At 71.2% G+C, this 13446-nt stretch carries 15 protein-coding genes and 1 tRNA gene; 13 read left to right on the plus strand and 3 right to left on the minus strand.

Features of this window, described 5'->3' with window-relative positions; all coding sequences use genetic code 11:
• Entirely contained in the window at positions 1–951 is a 951-nt protein-coding gene (locus ACAX67_RS09285; RefSeq protein ID WP_370703519.1) for an electron transfer flavoprotein subunit alpha/FixB family protein, read from the plus strand.
• 436 nt (positions 952–1387) lie between these two features.
• Here ACAX67_RS09285 and ACAX67_RS09290 read toward each other — a convergent pair whose 3' ends face one another.
• Entirely contained in the window at positions 1388–2887 is a 1500-nt protein-coding gene (locus tag ACAX67_RS09290) for a lysyl oxidase family protein (RefSeq protein WP_370703520.1), read from the minus strand.
• Between the two features lie 115 nt (positions 2888–3002).
• Here ACAX67_RS09290 and ACAX67_RS09295 point away from each other — a divergent pair, with 115 nt between their 5' ends.
• From ACAX67_RS09295 to ACAX67_RS09345, 11 genes are all read left to right on the plus strand, one after another.
• Complete coding sequence (locus tag ACAX67_RS09295) at positions 3003–4253, plus strand: glutamate-5-semialdehyde dehydrogenase (protein ID WP_370703521.1); 1251 nt, start codon at positions 3003–3005, stop codon at positions 4251–4253.
• A 51-nt stretch (positions 4254–4304) separates the two neighbouring features.
• Complete coding sequence (locus ACAX67_RS09300) at positions 4305–4949, plus strand: CDP-alcohol phosphatidyltransferase family protein (protein WP_370703522.1); 645 nt, start codon at positions 4305–4307, stop codon at positions 4947–4949.
• Positions 4946–5407 (plus strand): hypothetical protein, encoded by a 462-nt coding sequence (locus ACAX67_RS09305; RefSeq protein WP_370703523.1) that lies wholly within the window; start codon positions 4946–4948, stop codon positions 5405–5407. The genes ACAX67_RS09300 and ACAX67_RS09305 overlap by 4 nt, the downstream gene beginning before the upstream one ends.
• A gap of 20 nt (positions 5408–5427) precedes the next feature.
• A complete protein-coding gene (locus ACAX67_RS09310) occupies positions 5428–5586 on the plus strand; it encodes a hypothetical protein (protein ID WP_370703524.1) in 159 nt (52 codons plus the stop codon).
• 16 nt (positions 5587–5602) lie between these two features.
• Positions 5603–6235, plus strand: coding sequence for a nicotinate-nucleotide adenylyltransferase (gene nadD / locus ACAX67_RS09315; RefSeq protein ID WP_370703525.1), 633 nt, complete (start codon positions 5603–5605; stop codon positions 6233–6235).
• Positions 6232–6618, plus strand: a complete 387-nt coding sequence (gene rsfS / locus ACAX67_RS09320) for a ribosome silencing factor (protein ID WP_370703526.1) — start codon at positions 6232–6234, stop codon at positions 6616–6618. Before nadD ends, rsfS begins: the two co-directional genes overlap by 4 nt.
• The gene (locus tag ACAX67_RS09325) at positions 6611–7237 is read left to right on the plus strand and encodes a histidine phosphatase family protein (protein WP_370703527.1); all 627 of its coding nucleotides are present in this window, start codon (positions 6611–6613) and stop codon (positions 7235–7237) included. The genes rsfS and ACAX67_RS09325 overlap by 8 nt, the downstream gene beginning before the upstream one ends.
• A 60-nt stretch (positions 7238–7297) precedes the next feature.
• Positions 7298–7370 (plus strand) — tRNA-Ala (locus ACAX67_RS09330).
• A 239-nt stretch (positions 7371–7609) separates the two neighbouring features.
• Entirely contained in the window at positions 7610–8575 is a 966-nt protein-coding gene (locus ACAX67_RS09335) for a S1 family serine peptidase (RefSeq protein WP_370703528.1), read from the plus strand.
• Between the two features lie 60 nt (positions 8576–8635).
• On the plus strand, positions 8636–9904 hold the full coding sequence (locus ACAX67_RS09340) for an NADH:flavin oxidoreductase/NADH oxidase family protein (RefSeq protein ID WP_370703529.1): 1269 nt from the start codon (positions 8636–8638) through the stop codon (positions 9902–9904).
• Positions 9905–9929: 25 nt separating this feature from the next.
• Positions 9930–10526: a TetR/AcrR family transcriptional regulator gene (locus ACAX67_RS09345; protein ID WP_370703530.1), complete on the plus strand. Its 597-nt coding sequence runs from the start codon at positions 9930–9932 to the stop codon at positions 10524–10526.
• Here the strand turns inward: ACAX67_RS09345 and ACAX67_RS09350 are convergent.
• Positions 10415–11179 carry a LuxR C-terminal-related transcriptional regulator gene (locus ACAX67_RS09350; protein ID WP_370703531.1) on the minus strand — a complete coding sequence of 255 codons (765 nt, stop codon included), beginning with the start codon at positions 11177–11179 and terminating at the stop codon, positions 10415–10417. The two genes, ACAX67_RS09345 and ACAX67_RS09350, sit on opposite strands and share 112 nt — an antisense overlap.
• 196 nt (positions 11180–11375) lie before the next feature.
• On the opposite strand from ACAX67_RS09350, the gene ACAX67_RS09355 reads away from it, so the two are divergent.
• Positions 11376–12971: an AMP-binding protein gene (locus ACAX67_RS09355; RefSeq protein ID WP_370703532.1), complete on the plus strand. Its 1596-nt coding sequence runs from the start codon at positions 11376–11378 to the stop codon at positions 12969–12971.
• Between the two features lie 113 nt (positions 12972–13084).
• On the opposite strand, the gene ACAX67_RS09360 is transcribed toward ACAX67_RS09355, so the two are convergent.
• A complete protein-coding gene (locus ACAX67_RS09360; protein ID WP_370703533.1) occupies positions 13085–13438 on the minus strand; it encodes a TraR/DksA family transcriptional regulator in 354 nt (117 codons plus the stop codon).
• Positions 13439–13446: the final 8 nt, after the last annotated feature.

The following is a 13446-nucleotide window of genomic DNA, read 5'->3' on the forward strand; positions in this document are numbered from 1 at the left end:
ATGTCTGAAGTTCTGGTTCTCGTCGACCACGTCGACGGTGCTGTTCGCAAGCCGACCCTCGAGCTCCTCGCGATCGCCAAGCGCATCGGATCGCCGTCCGCCGTCTTCATCGGTGGCGCGGACAAGGCCGAGGGTGCGGCGGCCGACCTGGCCAAGTACGGCGCCGAGAAGGTCTACGCCGTTGACGACGCCGAGGTGAAGGGCTTCCTCGTGGCGCCCAAGGCCGAGGTGCTCCAGCAGGTCGCCGAGAAGGCCTCGCCGGCCGCGATCCTGATCGTGTCCTCCGCCGAGGGCAAGGAGATCGCCGGTCGCCTCGCGATCAAGCTCGGCTCGGGCCTGATCACCGACGCCGTGGACGTCGACGGTGACGGCACGACCACGCAGTCGGTCTTCGCCGGCAACTACACCGTCAAGGCCAAGGTCACCACGGGCACGCCGATCATCACCGTCAAGCCCAACTCGGCCTCGCCCGAGGAGGGTGCCGGCGCCGGCACCGTCGAGAAGGTCGACGTCACCATCTCCGACGCGGCCAAGGCCGCCCGGGTCGTGGCGTCCAACCCGCGTCAGTCCAGCGGTCGTCCCGAGCTCGCCGAGGCCGCGATCGTGGTCTCCGGTGGTCGTGGCACCGGCGGTGACTTCTCCGAGGTGGAGGGCCTGGCCGACGCGCTCGGCGCTGCCGTCGGCGCGTCGCGTGCCGCCGTCGACTCCGGCTGGAAGCCGCACAACCTGCAGATCGGCCAGACCGGCAAGACCGTGTCGCCGCAGCTCTACATCGCCAACGGCATCTCCGGCGCGATCCAGCACCGGGCCGGCATGCAGACCTCGAAGACCATCGTCGCGGTCAACAAGGACGAGGAGGCCCCGATCTTCGAGCTCGTCGACTTCGGCGTCGTCGGCGACCTGCACACCGTGCTCCCCGCCGTCACCGAGGCGGTCGAGAAGCGGAAGTAGGTCTCGAGACGGTCGCTAGCGCGACCTCCTCGACCACCGGCTGAGCGCGGTCGCTAGCGCGACCTCCTCGACCACCGGCTGAGCGGGGTCGCTAGCGCGACCTCCTCGACCACCGGCTGAGCGGGGTCGCTAGCGCGACCTCCTCGACCACCGGCTGAGCGGGGTCGCTAGCGCGACCTCCTCGACCACCGGCTGAGCGCGGTCGCTAGCGCGACCTCCTCGACCACCGGCAGAGGGCGGTCGCTAGCGCGACCTCCTCGACCACCGGCTGAGGGCGGTCGTTAGCGCGACCTCCTCGACCACCGGCTGAGCGCGGTCGCTAGCGCGACCTCCTCGACCACCGGCTGAGCGCGGTCGCTAGCGCGATCTCCTCGACCACCGAACAACGAGAAGCCCCCGGCACCTGAAGGGTGCCGGGGGCTTCGTCGTCTGTCGGTCAGCGTCGGTAGTAGATGCCGTCCGCCTCGTTGACGACGCCGACCTGCGGCACCGTCACGCGGCGCTTGCCGGACTTGTCGGTCCAGATGTGGATCTTCCGCAGCGACTCGTTGTTGGCGGTGTCGCTCTCGATCAGGACGTCCTTCGGGTTGGCGAGCACCCGCACGTAGTAGGTGCCGTCAGGAAGGTTCTTGATCGGGAAGGACTGCCCCGCCCGGAACTGGGCGTAGGTGTCGCCCCAGCCGGCCGAGAGCACCTCGCGCACCGAGCGGGTCTCGTAACCGCCGCAGACGCTGCCGAGGTCGTCCTCGTAGGCGCCCCACTCCGCACCGTCGACGGTCAGGTCCACCGCGTCGGTGTTGGCCAGGCAGAAGGCCTCCTTGCCCGAACGGACCGCGCGCGTCTTGTCGGCGTTGAGCAGCTCGTAGGTGGCGAAGTCGGTGAAGTGCCAGTGCATGTGCGTCGGCCGCGGGTCCCACTCCATGGTGCCGACCTGCTGGTAGGCGACCTGGTTGCCGTCGGGGTCGAGGAAGTACTGGTAGGCGTCCATGATGTCCTCGCCGTCGCGGCGGAACCCGTCGACGACCATCGGGGAGTTGCCTGCGTTCCAGACGTTCGCGGAGAACTGCAGCTGGGTGCCTTTGCGGTTGACCTGGATGCCGAACGCCGGGAGCGCGCGGAGGTCCGGCACCGGCGTGCCCGGCGGCAGCTCGGCGAGCGAGTCGATGCCCTTCGCCGGGTTGGGCTCGCGGCGGTTGGGACGGAGCCGCTCGTCACCGCTGCGGCAGCCACGGCACTCGCCCTCGTCGAGCACCGTGAGGTGCGTCGTGGCGGAGCGGGCGTCGGCCGCCATGCCGAGCGCGTCGGCGTACCCCTTGGTGATGGAGACGGTGAGGTCGTAGTCGCCCGGCTTCACCCGGAACCCGGAGTCGTAGCCGAAGAGGCTCGCGGCCCAGCCGTCCGGCACGCCCTGCACCCCGCCGAGCGAGTAGGGGTTGTAGTAGCAGGTGGTCGGATAGGGGTTCTTGATGTCGGCGTCGGGACGCGCGCGTTCCGACATCTCGCCGATGCAGGTGCTGCGGCGCTTGACCACCGGGTGCGCGTCCGGGTCGTTGCGGTCGACGAGCCTGATCCGGATGAACCGGTCCAGCTTGCCGATCATCTTCTGGCGGGGCAGCGTGACGTCGCCCTCGGGAAGCTTCGCGACCGCGGTCGGTGCGCTCTTGTAGTCGCCGGCGCGCTGCGACCAGATGACCAGCGGGCCGCCGTCGACGTCGAGGCGGAAGCCGAGGTCGGAGTAGATCCGCCCGCCCCCGTAGGTGTAGGCCGTGACCGCCGAGGGAGCGTTGAGCTCGATCGTCGGGTTCGTGGGGTCGGCGCCGAGCGCCGGGGTGCTGGCGGAAGCGGCGAGCAGCGGCGCGCCGAGCACGGCGGCCGCCAGGACGCCCCGGGCAACGGGGCTCCAGCGCTTCCGGCCGGGGGACAGGGGATGGATCACGAACTCCTCCTCGAGCAGGGTGACAGCAGTGATGGGTGACGCGGAGCTCGCGCCTGACTGGTAGACGCCCGAGACGGCAGGTCGGTTGCGTCTGAGCGCCACTAACCTTGCACAGGTGAGCATCGCCGACGACGTGATTGACGCAGCCCGCCGCGGGCGGGTCGCCGGACGCGACCTGGCGCTCGCCACCCGCGCCGCCAAGGACGCCGCTCTCCAGGCGATGGCCGACGCCCTCGTGGCTCGGCAGGCGGAAGTGGTCGCCGCCAACGACGACGACGTACGGCGCGCCGAGGAAGCCGGCACGCCGGCCAACATCATCGACCGGCTGCGCCTCACCCCGGAGCGGGTCGCCGCCATGGCCCAGGGGCTGCGCGACGTGGCCGGGCTGCCCGACCCGGTCGGCGAAGTGGTCCGCGGCGGCGTGCTCGCCAACGGTCTGGAGCTGCGTCAGGTACGGGTGCCGTTCGGTGTCGTCGGGATGATCTACGAGGCCCGTCCCAACGTGACGGCGGACGCCGCCGGCATCTGCCTGAAGTCCGGCAACGCCGTCCTCCTGCGCGGCAGCTCGAGCGCGCGTTCGAGCAACGCGGCGATCGTCGAGGTCCTCCGCGACGCGGTGGCGGCCTCCGGCCTGCCCGCCGACGTCGTCCAGCTGGTGCCGGGGGAGACCCATGACAGCGTGAAGGCCCTGATGCGGGCGCGCGGGTTCGTCGACGTACTCATCCCGCGCGGGGGTGCGGCCCTGATCCGGTCCGTCGTCGAGGAGTCGACGGTGCCGGTGATCGAGACGGGTGTCGGCAACTGCCACGTCTACGTCGACGCGGCCGCCGACCTCGACCAGGCTCTGGCGATCGTGCTCAACTCCAAGACCCACCGCACCAGCGTGTGCAACGCCGCCGAGTCGCTGCTGGTCCACGCGGACGTCGCCGAGGTGTTCCTGCCCCGGGTCGTCACGGCCCTCCAGGAGGCCGGCGTCACCGTCCACGGCGACAACGTCTTCGCGGCGTACGACGGCGTCGAGCCGGCCACCGACGACGACTGGGCGACGGAGTACCTCTCCCTCGACATCGCCGCGCGCGTCGTACCGGACCTCGACGCGGCGCTCGACCACATCCGGCGCTGGTCCAGCCAGCACTCCGACGCGATCATCACCCGGGACCAGGCGGCGGCACGCCGGTTCGTCGCCGAGGTCGACTCCGCGGCCGTGCTGGTCAACGCCTCCACCCGCTTCACCGACGGCGGCGAGTTCGGCTTCGGGGCCGAGATCGGCATCAGCACCCAGAAGCTGCACGCCCGCGGGCCGATGGGCCTGCCCGAGATGACGTCGACCAAGTACGTCGTGGTCGGCGACGGGCACGTCCGCTGACGACAGGGGTTGTTCGGGTCCCGACGGGGTCTGCACGGTAGGTTTCCGGCCATGGCAGGGACCCCCGAACGGACGTACGCGGATCCCTCCACCGAGAAGCTCTTCACCGGCGCGACGATCATCACGTTCGTCCGGACGATCATCACGCTGGCCATCGCGCTGTGGGCGGCGCACGAGGCCAGCCTGACGTGGATCGTCATCGGGCTGGTCAGCTACTGGGTCGGCGACAGCATCGACGGTGAGTGGGCGCGGTGGCGCGACTGCGAGACCCGGATGGGCGCCGTCGTCGACATGATGTGCGACCGGCTCAGCTGCGGCGTCCTCTACGTGGGCCTGATCTGGCTCCAGCCGGGCGGCTGGATCAGCGACGACCCGATGACGTGGATCGGTGTCCCGATCGCGATCTACCTGTTCGAGTTCATGGTGATCGACATGTACCTGTCGCTCGCCTTCCTCGCGTGGCCGATCCGCAGCCCCAACTACTTCCACGTCATCGACCGCAGGATCTACCTCTGGAACTGGTCACGCGTGGGCAAGGCAGCCAACTCCGGGGCCTTCGCGGTGATCCTGCTGGTCAGTGGGTGGGTCTGGCTCGGCACCCTGATCGCGATCGGGCTGCTCGTCCTGAAGTGCGTGTCCCTGCGATGGCTGCTCCAGCTCGGGGTGCCGGTGCCGGAGAGGTCCGCGGTCGCATGATCCTGTGGCTGACGACGTTTGCCTTCAGCATCGCCTCAGCTCTCCTCCCGTTCCTCCCGATCGAGGTCTACATCCTCGGTGCGGCCGCGTCCGACCCCACCCTCGGCACATCCATCTCGCTCGGCATCGCCGCCGGCCTGGGGGCCACGGTCGGCAAGGTCATCTGGTACCAGGCGGCCCTCCACGGCATCGAGTCGCGGTGGGCGCAGAAGAAGCTGTCGAAGCCGAAGGTCCAAGCCGCCTACGAGAAGTGGACCGGCAGGATGCAGGGGCGCCCCTGGTACGCCGCCACGATCATCTTCGTCGCGGCCTCGGCCGGCATCCCGCCGCTGCTCGCGATGGCCGCCGTTGCCGGCATCCTGAAGATGCCGCTGTGGGTGTTCATCCCGACGGTGGTCGTGGGCCGGAGCATCCGCTTCACCCTGTTGTTCCTGGGCGTCGACTTCGCGTTCCACTGAGCACCGGTAGGATCCCGCGCATGCAGATCAGCCTGACCGCCGCCGCTGTCCTCAAGGCCGCCGAGGAGGCCGGCGAACCCGCCGTCAACCCGTGGCTCATCGGCGGTAGCGCGTTCGCCATCCTGGCCCTCCTGCTCCTCGGCCTCGTCTTCTTCGGCGGCGGCCGCGACCACAGCTGAGGCGCTCGGTCCCGCGATGACGGCCCCCGCTCGACGACCCCGCGTCGGGGTGATGGGCGGCACCTTCGACCCGATCCACCACGGCCACCTGGTCGCCGCGTCGGAGGTCCAGGGCTGGTTCGACCTCGACGAGGTCGTTTTCGTGCCGACGGGGGAGCCCTGGCAGAAGGCCGACCGCGAGGTCTCGCCTGCCGAGCACCGCTACCTGATGACGGTCATCGCGACCGCCGCCAACCCGCGCTTCACGGTGAGCCGGGTCGACATCGACAGGGGCGGGCCGACGTACACGGTCGACACGCTGCGCGACCTGCGCGCCGCACGTCCCGACGTCGACCTGTTCTTCATCACCGGCGCCGACGCGCTGACCGACATCTTCAGCTGGCACGACGCCGACGAGGTCTTCGCGCTGGCCCACTTCGTGGGCTGCACGCGCCCGGGGGCGGAGATGGACCCCGCGACACTTTCAGCGATCCCGGCCGAACGTGTCACGATGTTGGAGGTGCCGGCCCTGGCCATCTCCTCCACCGACTGCCGCCAGCGGCAGGCGGACGGGCAGCCGATCTGGTACCTCGTCCCTGACGGGGTCGTGCAGTACATCACCAAGCACGGCCTCTACCCCAGCAGCACAGCAGAACCCGGAGAGAGATGACCGCGACCGAGCACGCCGTCGAGCTGGTCCACGCGGCGGCCGTCGCCGCCGCCGACAAGCTCGCCACCGACATCCTGGCCTTCGACGTGAGCGAGCAGCTCGCGATCACCGACGCGTTCCTGCTCGTCTCCGGCGCCAACGACCGTCAGGTCAAGGCGATCGTGGACGAGATCGAGGACAAGCTGCGCGAGATCGACGCGAAGCCGATCCGTCGCGAGGGCGAGCGCGACGGCCGTTGGGTGCTCATCGACTACGGCGAGATCGTGGTGCACGTGCAGCACAGCGAGGAGCGCCAGTTCTACGCTCTCGAGCGGCTGTGGCGCGACTGCCCGGTCATTCCGCTGCCCGCCGAGGTCCACGGGCCCGCCTCCTCCGGTGGCTGAGCCCGAGCGGAGGCTGGTGCTGCTCCGTCACGGCCGCACGGAGTGGAACGCCTCGCAGCGGATCCAGGGCCAGCTGGACCCGGAGCTCGACGAGACCGGTCTCGCGCAGGCGCGTGCGGTCGCGCCCGCGATCGCCGCTCTCGGGCCGGTCGTGCTCCTCTCCTCCGACCTGCAGCGGGCGCGCCAGACCACCGACCAGGTGGTGGCGGTGACCGGGCTCACGCCGACCTATGACGAGCGCCTCCGGGAGTGCTTCCTCGGGGAGCGGCAGGGGCTCACCCACGAGGAGTACGCCGCCCTCGACCCGGCCGAGTACGCCCGCTTCCGCGCCGGCGACTGGGACGACATCCCCGGCGCCGAGACCCAGGCGCAGGTGGCCGAGCGGTTCACAGCGGTGATGAAGGAGGCGGCCGCGGCGATCGAGCCCGGGCAGACCGCGCTGGTCGTCGCCCACGGGGCCGCGATCCGCACCGCGATGGCTGCCTGGCTGGGCTGGCCGATCGACTGGGCCCAGGACTTCCGCGCCCTCGCGAACTGCGGCTGGGTGGAGCTCGTCGAGCGGGCCTCCGGCCGGTGGGCGATCGCTGCCTACAACCGCACGGCCACTTCCGCCGGGTGAGGGGACCTCGATTTCATCCGCGCGGGACCGTTCGGTAAGGTTCTCCGCGTTGTAGACCACGGGGCTGTGGCGCAGCTGGTAGCGCATCTGCATGGCATGCAGAGGGTCAGGGGTTCGAGTCCCCTCAGCTCCACCGATCGATCAGAGAGCCCCCGGCCATCGGCCGGGGGCTCTCTGCATGTGCGCCTGCCTGCCGTCGGTCGGTGCTCACCGTGTGATCTCCCGTAACCGGACGGGAGCAGATCCCCTTCCGGCGACGACGGCCGCCTCGTGAGTCACATCCGCACCAGGGCTTTCAGCACTCCCGTCCGACTACGGCGGTGTGCGGCGCGGGGTCGGCTCGGCGGGGCCCGAGGGGGTAATGATCGGGGTGTGAGCGCCGAGCGTGAAGGCGGTCCGTGGTCGACCGTGCTCGTCCTGCTGACGATCCTCGCGATCGCCAACTGGTGGTTCGCGCCCTTCGAGCGTGACGACGAGGGCGAGGCGGACTTCGCGAGCGCCGGGGACGATCCGATGGTGCGCCGGACACAGGGGTGGGCGCCGGCCGGTCGGGCCCGGATCACGCCGGGGATCCAGACGATCACCGAGGGCGGCGGGCAGTGCACCACCAACTTCGTCTTCACCGACAGGGCGCACCGCGTCTACCTCGGCCAGGCCGCGCACTGTGCAGCGCTCGCCGAGGGAACCCACGACTGCCGCACGCCGACCCGGCCGCTCGGCAGCCGCATCGTGTTCACGACGGGAGCGTCGCCGTACGACCTCGGGCACCGGATCGCCGAGGGCCGACTGGCCTACAGCAGCTGGCGGTCCATGCGGCAGAGGGGAGTACGGCGGGGACCACTGTGCTCCTACAACGACTTCGCGCTGGTGCGGGTGCCGCGGAGCGCGCGCGGCCTGGTCAACCCGAGCGTGCCCTTCTGGGGCGGCCCGACCGGGCTGCCCGTCGACGGGCTGTCGATCGGCGAGAACGTCTTCGGGTTCGGCCGGTCGTCGCTGCGCGCCGAGGAGAGCTCGTACTCCCGCCAGGCCGCGGTCGCCTTCTCCGACAGCTCGACCGCCCGCGGCTGGGCGCACACGATCTCCTCCCGCTCGCCCGGTCTGCCCGGCGACAGCGGGAGCGCGTTCGTCGACGAGGACGGCCGCGCGGTCGGAACCCTCTCGACGTTGTCGATCGGCGTCTTCTTCGTCTCCAACGGTCTCGGCGACCTGCCCCGGGAGCTGCGGTACGCGCGTCGGCACTCGGGCATCGCCGGGCTACGCCTGGAGCTGGGCACCGTGCCGTTCCACCGCATCCGCGCGCGGGCATGGGCGGCCGGGAAGGCCCGCCCGCAGCCGTGAGCCGTGAGGGATGCGTCACGACTTGCAAGTCAAGCGACTGGTCGGTGCTACGGTCGCCGCATGACCACCACCGCGTCGGCGCCCGACGTCACCCACCTGAGTGCGCCGCTCGACCTGCGCAACGGCCAGCAGCTGCCCAACCGGTTCATGAAGTCGGCGCTCAGCGAGTCGCTCGGCACCCGTGACTGCGGCCCCTCCGAGGCGCTCGAGCGGCTCTACTCCCGGTGGGCGGACGGCGGCTTCGGGCTGGTCGTGACCGGCAACGTGATGGTCGACCGCCGCCAGCGCGGCGAGCCCGGCAACGTCGTCGTCGAGGACGACCGGGACCTCGAGGGGCTGCGCGCGTGGGCCGGCACGTTCCGGGGCAGCGGCACGCCGTTGTGGATGCAGGTCAACCACCCGGGGCGCCAGGCCAACGCCCTGGTCAGCAAGCAGCGGCCCGTGGCACCGAGCGCGATCGCCGCGCGCGTGCCCGGGGCGGTCCGGCCGCGCGAGCTGGCCGACGCGGAGATCCGCGACATCATCGAGCGGTACGCCACGACGGCCGCCGTCGCCGAGGCGGCCGGGTTCGACGGCGTACAGCTGCACGGCGCGCACGGCTACCTGATCACCCAGTTCCTCTCGCCGCTGAGCAACCAGCGCGACGACCGGTGGGGCGGGGACGCCGAGCGTCGTCGTCGGTTCGTCGTCGAGGTGCTGCGCGCCGTGCGCGGAGCGGTCGGCGACGACTTCGCCGTCGGGATCAAGCTCAACTCCGCGGACTTCCAGCGCGGCGGCTTCTCGGAGGAGGAGTCGCGCGACGTCGTACGCGAGCTGGTGGCCGAGGGCATCGACCTGATCGAGATCAGTGGCGGCACCTACGAGAAGCCCGTCATGCTCGGCGCCGTGCGCGCCTCGACGGCTGCCCGCGAGGCCTACTTCCTGGAGTACGCCGCCTCGGTCCGTGCGCTGGCGGGCGACGTGCCGATCGCGGTGACCGGCGGCTTCCGCACCACCGCCGCGATGGAGGCGGCCGTCGCCTCCCGTGAGTGCGACCTCGTCGGTCTCGGCCGCCCGGCCGCCCTCGCCCCCGATGTGGCGACCCAGGTGCTCGAGGGCGGTGCGCCGGAGGTCCGCGCGGGCGTCGTACGCACCGGCCTGCGGCCGCTGCTCGGCAAGATGGTGGACCTGCGCCAGGTCGACGGCGCGCTGGACCTCTCCTGGCACACCGACCAGCTGCACCGGCTCGGTGCCGGTCGGGAGCCGGACGCCGACCGGTCGTGGGGGCGCGCCCTGGTGGCGATGGGCCTGCGCAACGGGCCGTCCGCGTTCCGGGCGAAGCGTGGCTGACCTGCTCGTGATCTAGGGTGCGGGCATGCGCCGCTCCGGAGTGCCGACCCGTGTGGCGGTCTTCGCCTCGTTGCGAGAGGTGCTGATGGAGCGGCCCTGGTCGAAGGTGACCCTGGAGGCGGTGGCCAAGGGGGCCGGTGTCAGCCGCCAGACCATCTACAACGACTTCGGGTCCCGGGCGGGGCTGGCCGAGGCCTACGCGTTCGACCTCGCCGACACCTTCTGCGACCTCGTCGACGCCGACATGCGCCGCCACGCCGACGACCCCCGGGCCGCCCTCGAGGCGGCCCTGCGGACGTTCCTCGACGGCACCTCCGGCGACCCGCTGATCCGGCGGGTGCAGCACGGCGACGCCCACCCCGACCTGGTCCGGCTGGTGACGACGGACAGCGGTCCGCTCCTGACCCACATCGCGCGTCGCCTGACGGAGTCGGTCGCAGCGCTCTGGCCGGTGGCGGACCCCGCGGCCGGGCAGGCGCTGAGCCGGATGATCGCGCGCCTGGGCTTCAGCTACGTCGCGATGCCGCCGGAGACGGAGGACGACGTGGCCGCCGACCTCGCCGCGCTGCTGGCTCCCGCCCTGGAGGCGGCGACCGCACCGGGGCGCGGCGCGGACGCCTGACGCACGGAGTCGGCGCGCAGGCGCTGGGCGAGCAGGGCGGCCTGGGTGCGGTGCCCGACACCCAACCGCCCCAGGAGGGCGGTGACGTGGTTCTTGACGGTCTTCTCCGCCAGGAACAACCGCTCCGCGATCTCCCGGTTCGTGAGCCCGTCGGCGATGAGGAACAGGATCCGGCTCTGCTGCGGGGTCAGGTCGGCGACGACCTGGAGCGACCGCTTGTGCATCTCCACCTGCTGCATGGCCTGGGCCGCCACGGACCGGTCGATGAGCGAGTGCCCGCTCGCCACCAGCCGGATGCCGCTGATGAGGGACGTGCCCTCGATCTGGGTGAGCACGTAGCCGGCCGCGCCGGCCAGGATCGCGGCCGAGATCGACTCGTCGTCCTGGCGGCTGGTGAGGATCATGGCGCGGATCGACGGGTCCACCGCGCGCACGTCGCGGCACACGTCGAGCCCGCTGCCGTCGGGCAGGTGCGCCGCGAGCAGGGCGACGTCCGGGCGGAGGTCGAGGATCTCGGCGGTCGCGTCGTGGGCGCGGCCCGACTGGCCCACGATCTCGATGTCCGGCTCCGCGGCGACCAGGCTGGCGACGCCCCGACGCACGATGTCGTGGGCGTCCAGCAGGTAGACGCGGATGAGTGGCTTGTCGGGCACAGGACAACTCTGCAGAGCCACGGGCGCTGCTGACGACTGATCGGCCCCGAATCCCACCGCAGCGTCCAAGTTCTGGTCGTTCGTCCATGGGACCCCCGGTCCGTTGTGACTAGTCTCCGGTGTCGCCCGTATCCGTCGCCGCCCGGCGGCGCTAGGGTCCGGTCAACCGCGACCAGCTCGCCGAGAGGACAACGCCGTGCCGTTCAAGAGCCCCTTCGCCGATGTCGAGATCCCCGACGTCAGCGTCTACGACTTCCTCTTCGCGGGACTGACGGACGACGAGCTGGGCCGCCCGGCGGTCTTCGACTCGCTGACGGCCAGCGAGACGTCGTACGGCGACCTGCGCGACCGCATCGATGCCTTCGCCGGCGCCCTGGCGGCTCGCGGGGTGCGGGCGGGCGACGTCGTCGCTCTGCACTGCCCCAACACGACGGCCTTCGTGATCGCCTTCCACGGCATCCTGCGGGCGGGGGCGACCGCGACGACCATCAACTCGCTCTACACGCCGCCCGAGATCGCCAACCAGCTCCGCGACTCCGGCGCCATCCGCTACGTCACCGTGTCGCCCCTTCTGCCGGGCGCCCTCGCCGGCTGCGCCGAGGTCGGCCTGCCCGCCGACAAGGTGATCGTGCTCGACGGCGCCGACGGCCACGAGTCGCTCACCGACCTGCTGTCGGAGGGCAACGCCGCGCCCGACGTCACCATCGACCCGGACACCCACCTCGCCGTGCTGCCCTACTCCTCCGGCACCACCGGCAAGGCCAAGGGCGTGATGCTGACCCACCGCAACCTGGTCTCCAACGTGCTCCAGTCGATGTCGGCGATCGCCGAGGAGCCCGACGACGTCGTCATGGCGGTGCTGCCGTTCTTCCACATCTACGGCATGAACGTGATCATGAGCGTCACCCTCAAGCAGCGCGCCAAGCTCGTCACGATGCCGCGCTTCGAGCTCGACGACTTCCTCCGGCTCATCCACGAGCAGCGCGTCACGTTCCTCTACATCGCCCCGCCGATGGCGGTGGCGCTCGCCAAGCACCCTGCGGTCGACGACATCGACACCGCCAGCGTGCGGGCGGTCCTCAGCGGTGCCGCCCCGCTCGACGAGGCGCTGGGCGAGGCCGTGAAGAAGCGCCTCGGCTGCGGCATGCTGCAGGGCTACGGCATGACGGAGCTCAGTCCCGTCTCGCACGCCCTGCCCCTCGACCGCGACGACCTCTCGATCGGGTCGGTCGGCCTGGCCGTGGCCAACGTCGAGTTCAAGGTGGTCGACCCGGCGACGGGCGAGGAGATCCACGAGGTGCCCGGCGGCCGCACCAGTCCCGGCGAGCTCTGGATCAAGGGACCCAACGTGATGGTGGGCTACCTCGGCAACGACGAGGCGACCCGCGAGACCATCGACGCCGACGGCTACCTGCACACCGGCGACATCGTGGAGGTCGGCCCCGACGGCGAGGTCTACGTCGTCGACCGGCTCAAGGAGCTGATCAAGTACAAGGGCTACCAGGTGCCGCCCGCCGAGCTCGAGGCCGTGCTGCTGACGCACCCCGACATCGCCGACGCAGCTGTCGTGCCGCACCCCGACGAGGAGGCCGGCGAGGTCCCGCACGCGTTCATCGTGCTGCAGTCCGGCGCCAGCCTGACCGCCGAGGAGGTCATGGCCTACACCGCGGAGAAGGTCGCCCCCCACAAGAAGGTGCGGGTCGTCGACTTCATCCCCGTGATCCCGAAGTCGGCCTCCGGCAAGATCCTGCGCAAGGACCTCAAGGGCAAGACCGCCGCCGACTTCTCCTAGGCCCCGCCGGCTGTTCTGATCGCCGACGGACGTACCAAAGGGACGCTCGAGGTGCTGCGGCACGCGTGGGCAGTCGCGCGGTGGCGACTTCGGTACGTCCGTCGGCGGCCCTGTCAGCGACTCCCGGAGGCGCAGGCGATGCAGGTCCGGGCGAGCGGCCGCGCCTCGAGCCGGCCGTCGCCGATCGGCCGGCCGCACTGCTCGCACGTGCCGTAGGTCCCGGCCGCCACGCGCGCCTCGGCGCTGTCGATCTCCTCGAGGTGCGCCCGCGCCTGACGGACGAGCGCGCCGACCTGGGACCGCTCGAAGGCGATGGTGGCTCCCTCGGGATCGTGCTCGTCGTCGGCATTGGTGTCGCGAGAGGCGGCGACCATAGCGTCGTAGTCCTCGACGAGGTCGGCCAGGCGTTCGAGCGTGCGGTTGCGCTCGGTCTCCAGGCGGGCTCGGGCGGTGTCCACGGGGTCCATGCTGACGC

It is taken from the genome of Nocardioides candidus, from assembly GCF_041321175.1.
GTDB lineage: Bacteria > Actinomycetota > Actinomycetes > Propionibacteriales > Nocardioidaceae > Nocardioides.

Bases quoted from the DNA above. Each gene is read 5' to 3' on its own strand.
- ACAX67_RS09285 (WP_370703519.1), top strand. From the start codon at position 1: ATGTCTGAAGTTCTGGTTCTCGTCGACCACGTCGACGGTGCTGTTCGC.
- ACAX67_RS09300 (WP_370703522.1), top strand. From the start codon at position 4,305: ATGGCAGGGACCCCCGAACGGACGTACGCGGATCCCTCCACCGAGAAG.
- ACAX67_RS09305 (WP_370703523.1), top strand. From the start codon at position 4,946: ATGATCCTGTGGCTGACGACGTTTGCCTTCAGCATCGCCTCAGCTCTC.
- ACAX67_RS09310 (WP_370703524.1), top strand. From the start codon at position 5,428: ATGCAGATCAGCCTGACCGCCGCCGCTGTCCTCAAGGCCGCCGAGGAG.
- nadD (WP_370703525.1), top strand. From the start codon at position 5,603: ATGACGGCCCCCGCTCGACGACCCCGCGTCGGGGTGATGGGCGGCACC.
- rsfS (WP_370703526.1), top strand. From the start codon at position 6,232: ATGACCGCGACCGAGCACGCCGTCGAGCTGGTCCACGCGGCGGCCGTC.
- ACAX67_RS09340 (WP_370703529.1), top strand. From the start codon at position 8,636: ATGACCACCACCGCGTCGGCGCCCGACGTCACCCACCTGAGTGCGCCG.
- ACAX67_RS09345 (WP_370703530.1), top strand. From the start codon at position 9,930: ATGCGCCGCTCCGGAGTGCCGACCCGTGTGGCGGTCTTCGCCTCGTTG.
- ACAX67_RS09360 (WP_370703533.1), bottom strand. From the start codon at position 13,438: ATGGACCCCGTGGACACCGCCCGAGCCCGCCTGGAGACCGAGCGCAAC.